We start from the raw sequence: 13,448 nt of genomic DNA on the forward strand, positions 1-13,448 counted from the left end.
GTTCATTCTTATCGTGAAAAAAGCGGGATTAACGGAAAACATCATGATTGTGCTATAATTAAATCGATTGTGTTATCTTTCCGCGGCTGATTCAGATATAATAATATCAGGGAAAATAAATCACACAGGAGGAATTTTATGAATATCAAAAAAACTGTTTCCGCTGCGGCTGCTGCTTTAATGCTGATGAATGCTGCATCATGCGGAGAAAAAAACACTTCCGAACCCGCTGCTTCATCCGAACAGCCTGAGACTTCCGCAGCTTCCGAGACTTCTTCGGAAACTACCTCAGCGGTTGAGGAAAACAGCGATGTACCTGAGATCTCGGGTTACGATCTGCTGTGGAATGACGAGTTTGACGGTGCGGAAATGGACGAGACAAAGTGGAATTACGAACCCCACGAGCCCGGCTGGACAAACGAGGAGCTTCAGGAGTACACCACTTCAACTGACAACGTTTTCGTCAGGGACGGTAAACTCGTTATCAAGGCGATAAAGTCCGAAAAAGACGGCAAGGACTACTATACATCGGGCAAGGTCACGGGACAGAACAAGACAGATTTTACCTACGGAAAGGTCGTTGTAAGTGCCAAAGTTCCCGAAGGACAGGGACTCTGGCCTGCAATATGGATGATGCCGAAGGATGAGAGCTACTATGGACAGTGGCCTAAGTGCGGAGAGATCGACATAATGGAAGTGCTTGGAAGCAGTGTGGATACTGCATACGGTACCCTTCACTACGGTGAACCTCATGCGGAACAGCAGGGGACATACGTCCTTGAAGGTACGGACTATTCCAAGGATTTCCACGAGTATTCGGTAGAATGGGAACCGGGAGAGTTCCGCTGGTACATCGACGGTGAACTCTACCACACCGTAAATGACTGGTTCACTGCGGTAGAGGGCGAGGACGAAAAGCCTTATCCTGCACCTTTCGATCAGCCGTTCTTTGTGCAGATGAATCTTGCAGTAGGCGGTACATGGCCCGGAGATCCTGATGATACCACTGATTTCGACAAGGCAGAGTTTGAAGTGGACTACGTAAGAGTTTATCAGAAACCGCAGTACGATACCAATGTTACAAAGCCTGAGAAAAACTACCGTGAACCTCTTGAGGACGGAAACTATATCTACAACGGAGATTTCGCTGAGAACGAGGACCTTACCGATGACGTGAACTGGAAATTCCTTCTGTTTGAAGGGGGCGAAGGTTCAGCAGAGATAAGCGACAATACAATGATAATCAAAACAGAGAATGAAGGTACTGTTGATTATTCGGTACAGCTGGTACAGCCTGAACTTCCAATGATAAAGGGTAAGAAGTACAGAGTCACATTCGATGCAAGAGCAGATGAGGAAAGAGATATAGTTGTATGTGTATCTGCACCGACTGCCGGATGGATACGCTATCTGGAAGACACAAAGCTCACTGTTCCCACAGAAAAGACCACTTTCACATACGAATTTGAAATGAAGGACAAGGATGATCCTAACGGACGCCTTGAATTCAATCTTGGACACAGAGGTTCTTCCGCAACTGTATACATTTCAAATGTCCGTGTTGAAGAGATAAGCTGACAAGTAAATATAAAATAAAGAGGGTACTGCCGGAGCAGTACCCTTTTCTATGGAGATTGTTTGAAAATGTCTTGTAAAAATCAAGCAATAGCAGCGCCGAGTGCCTTGCACTGAGCAACAGCATCGTCGTCGGGAGCTTCGTTTACTGTAAGTGAATCAGCAGCGATATCTGCTCCTGCATTCTTTGCATCGTCCTCCCAGTTACGCATCCATTCGCCGTCGCCCCAGCCGTATGAACCGAAGAGAACTACCTTCTTGCCTGCGAGACTGCCCTTTACAGCATCCCACATAGGCTGGAATTCGTCTTCCTCAAGAACCTCTGCACCCATTGCAGGGCAACCGAAAGCAAATGCGTCATAATTTGCAACTGAATCGGCATTGAAGTCAGAAGCGCTGATGAGCTCAGCCTCTGCACCCTTCTCCTTAGCTCCGTCAGCAACGGCATTTGCCATAGCCTCTGTATTGCCTGTACCGCTCCAGAAAACAACTGCGATCTTACTCATGATTAATTCCTTTCTGTTAGCCTTGGCTAACCCTTGATCAAAATAAAAAGTGCTGTATACACTTTAACATTGTTATTATATCAGATGCAGAAGGCTTGTTCAACTCCATTGCGGCTTCTTCTGCTCCATAAGGACTTTCGTTATTGCTCCGCAAATTAACTCTTGAAGAATTATACGAATGACAAGCAAGAAAAAACATGAGTTTGTCGTGGTGCAATACTGAAAAAAACTATATGCCCCGCTCATTTGAACGGGGCATATATGGATGAGAGAATGTTGGAAAATTTCCGTAGTCAGCTTAAGTATTATTCGTATCTCAGAGCATCGATAGGATCCATCTTTGCAGCCTTTCCAGCAGGATAGAGTCCGAAGAAGATGCCTGTGAGAGTTGAGAATATAAGCGAGATAACTATTCCGCCGATAGAAGGTGTAATAGATACGTTTCCGAGGAGATCCGCATAAGTCGGATCAGACTGGATAACGCTGTTTGCGATAACTGCAACGATCTCGCCGTTGAGGAGTCCTACGATGATTCCTATGATACCGCCGATAAGGCAGATGATAATAGCTTCTGTAACGAACTGTGATTTAATGGTACTCTTTTTAGCACCGAGTGCTTTTCGTATACCGATCTCACGTGTTCTCTCTGTAACGCTTACGAGCATGATGTTCATAACTCCGACACCGCCAACGAGAAGTGAAAGTGCAGCGATAACAGAGATGATAACTGTAAGGATAGAGATAGCAGATGACATAACCTTCATTACCTGTTCATTTGTAACAACTCTTACACCGCAACCCTTTATCTGCTCATACTGCTCATTAAAGTAGCTTTCCATTTTACTCTGTGCTTCGCTTGGAGTGAGAGAGTTATCAAATGTAAATACACAGTAATAGAAGTATTCATCATAATCTGATGTGCCCGAAAGCTCGCTTGCTATAGTGTAAGGAATGTACATAGGAGTTTTAATATCCTCTTCCTTAGTGTTTCCTGTACCCATACCCTGAAGCATTTCGTTATACTTGTAAACACCGACGATAGTGAATTCTACAGGGAGAGATTCGTTGACAGTGAGACTGATCTCCTGTCCGATAGGCTCTTCGTTGTCCTTGAAATACTGCTTTACGAATACATCTGAAACAACGCAGGTATGGCGGTCTTCAAGGCTGTCTCGGAAGGATATCTTTCTTCCTGAGAGCATTTTTACACTATAGTAATCAAAAGTACCTTCTGCACCACCGGTGAGAGAAACGTTTACTGTCTGCTTCTGTGAGTTGATAAGGTTTCCTTCACCGCCCTGTACATCCTGACCGAAATAGAATTCGCCGGGATATTTATCAAGGAATCCCTTGATCATATCCATTGTTATCCAGTCTTCAACATCGGGTTCTTCATCCGGATTATCAGGAGCAACTATTACTTCCATAAGGTTTGAAGCACCGAGATTCTGGAATGTATTGCTGAATGTAGAGCTGAGTGTATTACCGAGTGTAGTGATAGTTATAACGGCGCTGATACCGATGATGATACCAAGCATTGTAAGAAGCGAACGCATCTTGTTGGACCAGATAGAGCTCAGTGCCATTTTAAGGTTTTCCCAAAACTTCATTATGCGTTCACCTCCGTTTCCGTGCTGTCGGGATCCTTATATCCCGTATCGGAGACGATGTTTCCGTCGCTGATAGTGATGATACGATCAGTTTCAGCGGCAAGCTCCGGGCTGTGGGTGATGAGGACTATTGTTTTGCCCTCTTCCTTGTGGAGCTTATGGAAGATATCCATAACAAGGTGACCTGTTTTACTGTCGAGAGCACCTGTAGGCTCGTCGGCGAGTATTATAGAAGGATCGTTAGCCATAGCACGTGCGATAGCCACACGCTGTTTCTGACCGCCTGAAAGCTCATTTGGCTTATGGCTCGCACGATCGGACATTTCAACCAGTTTGAGAAGCTCGAGAGCTCTCTGACGGCGTTCCTTACGTGATTTTCCTGCATAGAGCATAGGAAGCTCAACGTTTTTCAGTGCATTTGATTTTGAGATAAGGTTGAATGTCTGGAAAACGAAGCCTATCTCCTTATTTCTTATCTGACTGAGCTGCTTATCGTTAAGACGGCTTACGTCAGTACCGTTAAGGTGGTATGTACCTTCGGTAGGTCTGTCGAGAGCGCCGATTATGTTCATAAGAGTACTCTTACCAGAACCGGAAGCGCCGACTATAGCTACAAACTCGCCCTCATGAACGGTTATATTCATGCCGTTGAGTATCTGAAGCTCATTAGGCTGACCTATATAGTAGCGTTTGATGATGTTACTCATCTCAATGACTCTTTTGCTCATAATTACTCACCGTCATCCTCAGCTTCCGTAGTTATAGCTTCATAGTAGCTTCCTGAAACTCTGACGCTCTTTCCGTCCTCGACATTCTTTGGATCAGTGAGGATGCGGTCGCCGTCCTTGAGTTCGGATGAAGAAATTTCAGTGAGATAAGAAGTCTCCATACCTTTTTCTACTTCGACCTTCTTAGCAGTGCATTTTGAGCCTGTACCCTCAGCGAGGTATACATAGCACTTGTCGTCCTCTTCGATGATAGAATCATAAGGAACAGCAAGAACATCGTCCTTTGATTCGAGAGCGATCTTTACCTTTGCGTTCATACCGATAAGAAGGCCTGATTCAGCATTGTCAACAGCGATCTCAGCTTCATAGCCGTTGTTCTTTGTTTCGCCTGTGATAGCGTTTGCGGAAGTGCTTGAGATGTTTATAACTCTTTCGACTTTACCGTTGAACTCCTTATTTCCTGTAGCGTTTGTAGTGATAACAGCGCTCTGTCCCTCGTGTACGCTGAGGATATCTGTTTCCTTGACAGTAACCTTTATGCGGAGTGAAGAAGTATCTTCAAGAGTCATGATAGCGTCTGTAGTAGGGATGCTTCCCTCTGAAACGCTGAGTGTAGTAACTATACCGTCCTTAGGAGCCTTTACTGTACACTTGTTGATCTTGTCCTGAAGCTTGTCGAGCTGAGCCTGAGTTGAGCTGTCTGTTTCAAACTTCTCTGCGTTGATAGTATCCTGAGCAGCCTGTACAGCCTGATCTCCGCTTGAAACAGCACGGTCATAAGCAGCATTTGCTTCGTCGATAGCGCTGTCGTAAGTGCTTAAGCTGTCGCCGAGAGTATTGTATTCGCTCTCAGCCATTTTGTACTGTTCATACAGTGCAGAAGCCTGAGCCTCGGCAGTTGCATCGCCTGTTGAGTAAGCAGCGTTGTAAGCCTGTTCATACTGTGAATAGAGCTCGTTCTTTCTGCTTTCAGCCTGATTGTATCTGCTGTAAGCCTTGTCACGGGCACTTATTGCGTTGTCGATAGCACGCTGAGCAGCGTTGACAGCAGCATCTCTGTCTGACTTTGCAGTGTTGAGAGCACGCTGATTGATCTCGTGGAGACTCTGCTGTTTCTCGCCTGTCTTGTCAAAGCTTGCCTTAAGGTTGTCGTACTCTGTCTGAAGATCGGAGCTGTCGAAGACGCATAATACGTCGCCCTCCTTGACGCTGCTGCCGACCTCAACGTTCAGCTGCTTGACCTTTGTATTAAGGTCGCTTGTGATCTTTACTTCGTTTGAGCCCTCAACTGAACCTGTAACGTTGATATAGTTCTCAACTGTCTGGTGCTCGAGCGTGTAAGCTCCTGATGTAGGACCGAGGTCAACGGTCTGTGAAGCGCAGGAAACTGCGCCTGAAAGCATTAAAGCAGAGGCAGAAACTACAGCCAGTGCCTTTAAGATGTACTTATTGTTCATACGAACAATTCTCCTTTCCAAATCCAACATTCGTTTTAACATTAGTTTTAATGTATGAAGCGCTATAGTTCAAACAGTTCGCAGTTCGTTGATGCTTAGTGTAATATGAACTAATATCATTGGTACGATTTGTAAGAACTGCTGAAAAACCAACGCAAATTGTATCATACGCTTAATACACTAATATATTAGCACATAAATTCAGTTTTGTCAATAATTATTTGCATAAGAATTTCTGAAATATTTCTTAAGCTAAAAAAATATAACTTTAAGAATTGTCAATGAAAGGATAATATTTGTGCGTGTGTAACGGATGAAGATTGAAATGGAACTGCCTGAATGTGAAATGTGACGAATAATAACATTTTAGAATTTTAATATTACTTTTTTGTAATATTAAAGGAATCCCCCTGAAAGATACGAAATAATCGTTCTGACAGGGGGAAACTGTATTAATCTGTTATTTTTCTTGCCTCGATATAGAAGCGCTTGTCGTCAGCGTGTCCCATAGAGAAAGTCTTGCGCGGGAGAGCGCCGTCCTTGATGACTGTCGGGAAGAGCTGTGACTTATCCATGTCTGGGAGTATGAAGGCGATACCGTTATGCTTTGCAGCAAGTGACTTTACGTTCTCTTTACCGTGGATATAGTCTATCTTACCGCCCTTTGACTTTATGTATCCGTCAAGGAAGTTCTGGAGTGAGCCTACAGAGAGGTTCGATGAGGTCTTTCCGATGAAATACTTCTTTTCACCTTCTGAAGTACAGCAGGTGAAATACTGCTCGGATGCATTTTCGCTGAGAGCAAGAGCAGAAGTCATCTCACTGATGAGCCCGTTTACGTCAACATCGTATACAAGGCGGTGTATAGCCTCGAATTTCAGAGCGTCGCTGTGGAGGTTCACTATCTCGGCAAGAGCATATCTTGCAGGGTGGTTGGAGAAGTCCTTGTCGGGAGCGGACTTCTTAAGCTGTTCGTAGTATTCCTTAGCAGTTGCAAGGGAGTGGTTTCCGTCGCCCATAGCGTAAAGGAGTACAGGTGTATTTTCAAGGCCGTACTTCTTATTGAATACATCGGGATCAGCAAGTGAAGCAAGAGCCTTGTCGATGCACTCCTGAGTATCCTTGTCAACGAGATAACCGCTGATGCTTCCACCGTTCTGCATGAGCTCAGTTGAATAGAGCTGCTTCATATCTGAAGGCTTAAGCTGGCCGATGACCTTATCCTCGGGATCGTCAATAAGTATCATTATGTGTGGAAGCTCCAGTGCGGCACCCTGTCTGACCTTAAGACGGGGAGGTATACGCTCGACTACAGTTGCCTCGGTAGCACGAACCTGTGAAGTGCTTCCCTTTGAGAAGTCGTACTGTTCAAGGTCGATAGCACCTACGATACCCTTACGGATTATGCCGTTGCTCTGAACTCGCTCAACGTAGATCATTGAGTCTTTATACTTGTCGAATATGTTTTTTGCGAGGTAATCATCCATAGCGGAATGAATCTTGTCGATACGCTGAGCGACATCTTTATCCTCCAGGAAGATCTCGGGAAGGATGAGACGCAGTGTGGAGCGGGCATCGCCTACTTCTTTTTCGGCAGCCTCCCAGTATTCGGGTTCGCTTGTGTACTGATCGCATGCGATAACGGACCATTTATGCATGTCGGCAGTACTTTTCGGGATAAGGATATCCGCAGAGTGGAAAGCAGTTGAATTCATATATATTACTCCTTTACAGAATTTATGAACGAGTTTAGTTCTCGGTTGAGCATGGATACAGGAAGTCCCACAACGTTGAAATAGTCGCCGAAAATGGACTCGATAAGAAGTGCGCCCTTACCCTGTATACCGTATCCTCCTGCCTTGTCGAAGGGTTCTCCCGTGGCGATATATCTTTCGATATCATCATCGGAGAGCTCCAGGAAGTTAACGTCCGTAGAGCAGCTGAATGTGCGCTTGTTGCCCTTATATATAAGAGTGCATCCTGTAATTACACGGTGGGACCTGCCCGAAAGCAGCGAAAGGAACTCGCGGCACTGAACTTCTCCTACAGGTTTTCCGAGGATGAAGTCATCCACGATAACAACAGTATCGCAACCTATGACAAGGGCGTCAGGGTACGAAGCAGCGGCAGCCTCGGCTTTAACGCAGGACAGGTATTCGGAAGCCTTGTCGGGCTGTATTCCTTCGGGGAGAGTCTCGTCGGCGTCAGTTGAGACAGCAGTGAAGCTCTCGGTTATAAGCTTCATAAGCTCGCGTCTGCGCGGAGATGCAGAGGCAAGTATAATATCCATAACATCATTCCTTTGTTTCTAAGATCCTACAAAACATTTTAACATATTACATCATTAGTGTCAACAGAAAAAGTTAACGGAAATAGAAACTTATTTCCGCATATAGTTGACAGTGCTTTATTAAAATGATATAATTGAACTCAAATAAGGAGGATAACATATGATAAAAAATAAAAAACTGACAGCCGTACTTATTATATATACGGTATTGTTCTACGGTGTATGGGCGTGGTTCGAGCTGTTTGCTGCTGAGAAGCTGTCAGCGCATTTCGGAACGGAGTTCATGACCGAGCTTGCAAAGTGCGGAGTAAAGCTTGCAGTATGGGCACTGCCTGCATTTATACTGATAAAGATTTTCAACAAGAACATGTATATAAAGATGCCGAATATGTTCAGCAATCGGTTTATGGCAAGGTGGTGGCTGCTGTTTGCGGCAATGGTGGGATATTTTCTGTTTGTATCCTACAGGGCACACGGCACTGTAAAGCTTGCCGACAATATCCGCTGGGAGATGCTGATACCGTATATTCTGGTTGGACTGTCGGAAGAACTGGTATTCCGCGGCTGGCTTCTCAACGCCACTATGAAGGAATCGGACAAGCTGATACTTCCCGTAGCAGTAAATGCAGTGATGTTCACCCTGATACACTTCCCGATATGGTATCATATGGGCGTTCTCGAACAGAACCTGACGCATTTCCTGTTCCTTCAGATCATCGGACTGAGTGTACTTTTCAGCTGGACATTCATACGAAGCAGGAATATAGTTTTTACTATGCTTCTTCACTCGGCGTATGATATTCTTGTACTGCTTTTTCTGGGTTCGTGATAAAAACTTTCAGCCTGACAGGCTGCTCCGCAGATCATGTATGGAGCGTCCTGTCAGGCTGTTATCGTTATATAGGTTTTCAGGTGGTCTCTTCGGGAACGAGGTCTGCACGTACAGTAACTCTGCTTTTACCGCTGAGCGTACATGTAAAGAGCGTAAGATCCCATTCTTCCGACTGACCGCTGAACATCTGGGTGATATCTTCACCGTCAATGACTTCGGTATAAGCAACGGTGTAGATGTATTTTTTTCCGAGTGTATTTGTGAATACTATCCGGTCTCCTGAAACAAGGTCATCAATCTTGCCGAAATGCGAATAGAAGTTGTGTGCGGCGATGATGAGGTCGTTTGTTTCTGCCGAACCGCTGTACCTGCATGGCGAGATATTGAGCTTATCGTAGCTCCAGTCGCTCATTACGGGAAGTTCAAGTCCGAGGGAGGGGAGACTGATATATCCGCAGTAGGAATTTTTGTCGATAACGATACCTGCATCAGACTTGCTTTCGGGTTCGTCTTTTTCGTATTCTGCGAACAGGTCCTCTTCGGTGCTTGGCGGAGTGGCTTCGGTGATATCGACGTATTCATCGGGTATCTTGTTTTTCAGTATCTCGATAACGCTTTCGGAAGCATCTGCGGCGTCTTTACTCTGACGGACGTTGTGCCAGCAAAGCAGGAATGCTGAGAGGATGCATAATACTCCCAGTGTTACGACTAAGATCCATGAATTACTTTTCATCGTTTTTCTTTCTGCCGCGGAGTGAGATACCTGCGCCTATAAGCAGGATACCGCCTAATGAAAGAGGAAGTACAGGCCACCAGAGCTGTCCTGTCTGAGCCAGTTTTCCGCTTGTTGTGGTAACTGTTGTCTGCGGAGGCGGTGCTGTTGAAGAGGGGACGGTCGACTTCGGAGGCTCTGTTGTTCCGGGAGGAGGCGTTGTAGTCTCAACATTTGTAGTAACGGCAGTTACTGTAGTTTCAACGTGAGGTATGGTAGCCTCGGGAACTGTTGTTGTGACTTTTTCGTCTCCGCCGTCAACTACTAAGTTCGGGTTGTAGGAGTTCTTTATAAGGTACTGAGTCTGGTTGTAATCGATAATAACTTCGTAATGAACGGGTATCTCCCTTTCGACTACCAGCCACTCGGACATTTCGTCCAGAGTATTCCACGTATATTTCCAGTCGTTTTCTTCGCTGAGAGTTACGGTATCGTTAAGAGCACCGTCCTTATAGAGGTCAACTGTGATGTCCACGGGACGCTTCAGATAGGAGTCGTCATCGTCCACCCATACCTTTTTGACAGTGTATACTCTTGCTTCACCGCTGAGTGTAGCGTAATAGAACTTAGGGTATGCATCATAGCTGAAATCAGTATCCGAGCCGTCAACATCGATAAGCAGAGTAGAAGGAACGTAGTATTTTTCGTTGACGCGGGTAGTCTTACCTCGTGCAAGATAGAGACCGTTATCAAGTCCGTCGAATACGAGTTCGCCCTGAGTATCGGTAGTTCCGACCGCTGTAGGGGCAACATCTGCGGCTACGATATAGCTTTCGATAGTTTTAGCGGCAGCGTTTACTCTTTCGGCTGACATATCTCCGAGACTTATAAAAATGTTATTAAGTTCGGGGATGAATTTTATTTTATTGCCGTTTCGTTCGCCTACCCGATACAGAGTCCACTCCATACCGTTTAAAATAGTATCATCCTGTCTGCAGGAAAGGGTTATCTTTTTATTGCTTTCCGCTGCTGTCTCGTATGGGCGGAACATGGGAACAATAAGCAGGATCCCTGCTATAATTGACAAAGCAGATAAAGCTTTTTTATTTTTGACCTGCATCTTTTTCACCGTGCCTTTCATTAATGTCTATATATTTTTTTACAGTATATCCTGACATATACTTTTTATTTTTATATTTGCCTTGTTTTATCCAGACGAGGATAAGGATAACTATCAGAGGAATGATAATAAACGGAAGTGTGGTCATATTATCGATGATAACAGCATCCGCAGGTATCCTTACAACTTCATGGTTCTCGTCCTCGGCAGTTACTGTATCCACACGGCGTCCTCTTACGAGAAGTCTGTGGGTATTGATGCCGTAAGGAGTACAGGTCATCAGAGTTACTATATCCATATCGGGTTCTGCCCTGAGAAGGCTGTTTTCCGTAGGGAGTACCACGTTTATCTGGTCTATTTCGTAAGTATACACCTCATCGAGGATAGTGATACTGAATCTGTCGTCTTCTGTAAGCTGGTCGAGGTCGGTAAAGAGCTTTGCTGAAGGAAGACCTCTGTGAGCTGATATTACCGAATGGTGACCGATCTCACCGATAGGGAGATACGAACCCTGAAGATGTCCTACCGCAACGTTGAGCACCTCGGGACTTGTACCGTGGTATATAGGGAGATATACGTTTATCTTAGGTATCTCGATATATCCCATGATGCCTGTGCCTGTGATATCAAGGATATCTTCATAGCCTGAAACATTTTCGTAATCGGCAAGAGGATCTGCAAGTTCGTCAAGAGCAGAATTGTATTCCCTTGCCTTTTCGAGCAGTTTCTCCTTCTCCGAGTTATCGAGGTTTCCGACGGCTTTGTTGTAGTTATCGATGATCTGAGTCTGAACTCTTGCATTCCACCAGTTGCTGAAAGCTGGATAAAAGAAAACTGCAACACCGATGAGCATTATAACGACAAGAAATATCGTTATGAGGATATCCGATCGCTTTTTTTTCATTTTAACCACCTGCATCCTCAAGGAAGTGCGGCTGATCGAAAGGAAGCATTCTGAATTCGACGACTCCGAGGATATTCTCATCGGGCACACAGCCGAAAGCGGAATATCTGCTGTCCACGGATAGTTCGCGGTTATCGCCCATTACGAACCAGCGGTTTTTCTTGACGGTGTATGGGAATTCGATGTCACATTCGCCGAGAGCCTGGGCTGAAACGTAAGGTTCATCGAGTGTTTCACCGTTAAGTTTTACTGCACCGTTTTCGTCGATATCAATGGTGTCACCTGCAACTGCAATAACTCTTTTAAGGAGCAGCTTCTTATTATAATAGAGAGCGATTATGTCTCCCCGTTCTGCTGTTCTGAATTTATTGCAGAGGACTATCTGTGAATTGGAAAGCACAGGTTCCATGCTCGAACCTGTGACTCTGACCACTGGCAGAAAGACCTCCGACAGAATTATAGCTGCTGCAGCGGTAACTGCCAGAGAACTGACTGTACTTTTCAATGTTTTGAAAAATCCTTTTTTATAACGTATCCTGTTAAGTTCGCGTTTGAACTGATCGGCGGAAGGTATGTCTTCGAGAGAATTAAATCTGTTCATTGTCTTCACTGGGAGCAGATTCTGCGATCAGGAGCTTTGCCCTGAGTGCAGTATTTTCTTCTTTCAGTTCGTCTACTTCTTTTCTCAGAAAGTAAAGCATCTCAATAAGCTCATCCTTTTTTGCTTTGCGAAGTTCTTTATTAGTCATACATACCTCCGATGGGATAACATATATAAAAATAGAAATTCTCTTTACCCATTATACAACCAAAGGGCGGATAAAGTCAATCAAAGTGGGAAAAACACTTTGTTAAAATTAAAAAAACTGTCAAATCTGATAAAAACGAGAGTGATGAGTTGTGCACATTCACGTTGCGGAATGGTACAAAATGTATGTTTAATGTTTTTATATACCAATTGTAATACTAACTAAAAGGCTTGTAAAGTCAACTGCATAGCACTATATATACTATTTGTAAATAATCTGTGCGCGTAGACAGATTGTAAATTGATTTTTGGTGAATCGGAAAAACATATAGTCATGTTGCACAACAAGCGGCGTTTCTATTGGTATGTAATGCATTAAATTCGGTCGTAAACGTAAAAAAATGCCAAAATAAATTGACAAAACATAGCGTCGGTGATATAATGAAAAAGTAATTTAAGGGGGAACAAGTAAACAATCTGTAGTAAAACTTTAATCGTTCAGCTTTTTGTTGATGAGTAAACAAAATCACGATTTCTACAAATTGTAAACAGTCTCTCCTAACATCATATTATTTTTATATAGGTGAACCACATGACTGATAAGGAATTCAAGAAACTTCGCCGCTCTGAACTGATAGAGATCATTTATGAGTATCAGAAAAATGAGGAGCAGATGAAAGAGGAGATAGATTCTCTCAGAGCCCAGCTTGATTCCAAAGAGCTTAAAATAAAGAATTCGGGTTCTATCGCAGAGGCTGTTGTAAGTCTTAATGAACTATTTGAAACAGCGCAGAAAACTGCTGATGATTATATCGATCAGGTGAAAAGAAAATGCACCGAAGAAATAACCGATGCAGCAAAAAAAGAAGCTGATGATATTTTGAGCAATGCCAGAAAAAAGGCCGACGAAATACTCGCTAAGGCTCGTAAGAATTCTTCTAAAAATAAAAAATAGACATATCAGAA

At 44.2% G+C, this 13,448-nt stretch carries 14 protein-coding genes; 3 read left to right on the plus strand and 11 right to left on the minus strand.

From position 1 onward, the window contains the following. Positions 1-138 precede the first annotated feature (138 nt). Positions 139-1,578, plus strand: a complete 1,440-nt coding sequence (locus tag BT127_RS09810) for a family 16 glycosylhydrolase (protein WP_075424827.1) — start codon at positions 139-141, stop codon at positions 1,576-1,578. 80 nt (positions 1,579-1,658) lie between these two features. Here the strand turns inward: BT127_RS09810 and BT127_RS09815 are convergent, their stop codons facing one another. The 6 genes from BT127_RS09815 to BT127_RS09840 all read right to left on the minus strand — a co-directional run bounded on the left by BT127_RS09815 (position 1,659) and on the right by BT127_RS09840 (position 8,166). Beyond that, positions 1,659-2,081: a flavodoxin gene (locus BT127_RS09815; protein WP_075424828.1), complete on the minus strand. Its 423-nt coding sequence runs from the start codon at positions 2,079-2,081 to the stop codon at positions 1,659-1,661. 305 nt (positions 2,082-2,386) lie between these two features. After that, positions 2,387-3,691, minus strand: a complete 1,305-nt coding sequence (locus tag BT127_RS09820; protein ID WP_075424829.1) for an ABC transporter permease — start codon at positions 3,689-3,691, stop codon at positions 2,387-2,389. Next, on the minus strand, positions 3,691-4,419 hold the full coding sequence (locus tag BT127_RS09825) for an ABC transporter ATP-binding protein (RefSeq protein WP_075424830.1): 729 nt from the start codon (positions 4,417-4,419) through the stop codon (positions 3,691-3,693). The genes BT127_RS09820 and BT127_RS09825 overlap by 1 nt, the downstream gene beginning before the upstream one ends. A gap of 2 nt (positions 4,420-4,421) precedes the next feature. Further along, positions 4,422-5,876 (minus strand): efflux RND transporter periplasmic adaptor subunit, encoded by a 1,455-nt coding sequence (locus BT127_RS09830; protein WP_075424831.1) that lies wholly within the window; start codon positions 5,874-5,876, stop codon positions 4,422-4,424. 452 nt (positions 5,877-6,328) lie between these two features. Next, entirely contained in the window at positions 6,329-7,591 is a 1,263-nt protein-coding gene (locus BT127_RS09835) for a DUF1015 domain-containing protein (protein WP_075424832.1), read from the minus strand. Between the two features lie 5 nt (positions 7,592-7,596). Then, positions 7,597-8,166 carry a Maf family protein gene (locus BT127_RS09840; protein ID WP_075424833.1) on the minus strand — a complete coding sequence of 190 codons (570 nt, stop codon included), beginning with the start codon at positions 8,164-8,166 and terminating at the stop codon, positions 7,597-7,599. Between the two features lie 160 nt (positions 8,167-8,326). On the opposite strand from BT127_RS09840, the gene BT127_RS09845 reads away from it, so the two are divergent. Beyond that, positions 8,327-8,995, plus strand: coding sequence for a CPBP family intramembrane glutamic endopeptidase (locus BT127_RS09845; RefSeq protein WP_075424834.1), 669 nt, complete (start codon positions 8,327-8,329; stop codon positions 8,993-8,995). A 79-nt stretch (positions 8,996-9,074) separates the two neighbouring features. Here BT127_RS09845 and BT127_RS09850 read toward each other — a convergent pair whose 3' ends face one another. From BT127_RS09850 to BT127_RS16835, 5 genes are read right to left on the minus strand one after another with little or no spacing between them, the layout of a single operon-like run. Continuing rightward, entirely contained in the window at positions 9,075-9,731 is a 657-nt protein-coding gene (locus tag BT127_RS09850; protein ID WP_075424835.1) for a sortase, read from the minus strand. Further along, on the minus strand, positions 9,721-10,830 hold the full coding sequence (locus BT127_RS09855; protein ID WP_075424836.1) for a Cna B-type domain-containing protein: 1,110 nt from the start codon (positions 10,828-10,830) through the stop codon (positions 9,721-9,723). The genes BT127_RS09850 and BT127_RS09855 overlap by 11 nt, the downstream gene beginning before the upstream one ends. Beyond that, positions 10,814-11,734: a class C sortase gene (locus BT127_RS09860; protein ID WP_075424837.1), complete on the minus strand. Its 921-nt coding sequence runs from the start codon at positions 11,732-11,734 to the stop codon at positions 10,814-10,816. The genes BT127_RS09855 and BT127_RS09860 overlap by 17 nt, the downstream gene beginning before the upstream one ends. Position 11,735: 1 nt before the next feature. Continuing rightward, positions 11,736-12,335 carry a signal peptidase I gene (gene lepB, locus BT127_RS09865; protein WP_075424838.1) on the minus strand — a complete coding sequence of 200 codons (600 nt, stop codon included), beginning with the start codon at positions 12,333-12,335 and terminating at the stop codon, positions 11,736-11,738. Then, complete coding sequence (locus BT127_RS16835; protein WP_175541951.1) at positions 12,322-12,483, minus strand: hypothetical protein; 162 nt, start codon at positions 12,481-12,483, stop codon at positions 12,322-12,324. The genes lepB and BT127_RS16835 overlap by 14 nt, the downstream gene beginning before the upstream one ends. A 591-nt stretch (positions 12,484-13,074) precedes the next feature. On the opposite strand from BT127_RS16835, the gene BT127_RS09870 reads away from it, so the two are divergent. Then, positions 13,075-13,437 carry a hypothetical protein gene (locus tag BT127_RS09870; protein ID WP_075424839.1) on the plus strand — a complete coding sequence of 121 codons (363 nt, stop codon included), beginning with the start codon at positions 13,075-13,077 and terminating at the stop codon, positions 13,435-13,437. Positions 13,438-13,448 lie beyond the last annotated feature (11 nt).

The sequence above is a fragment of the Ruminococcus sp. XPD3002 genome, assembly GCA_900119535.1.
Classification (GTDB): domain Bacteria; phylum Bacillota; class Clostridia; order Oscillospirales; family Ruminococcaceae; genus Ruminococcus; species Ruminococcus flavefaciens_H.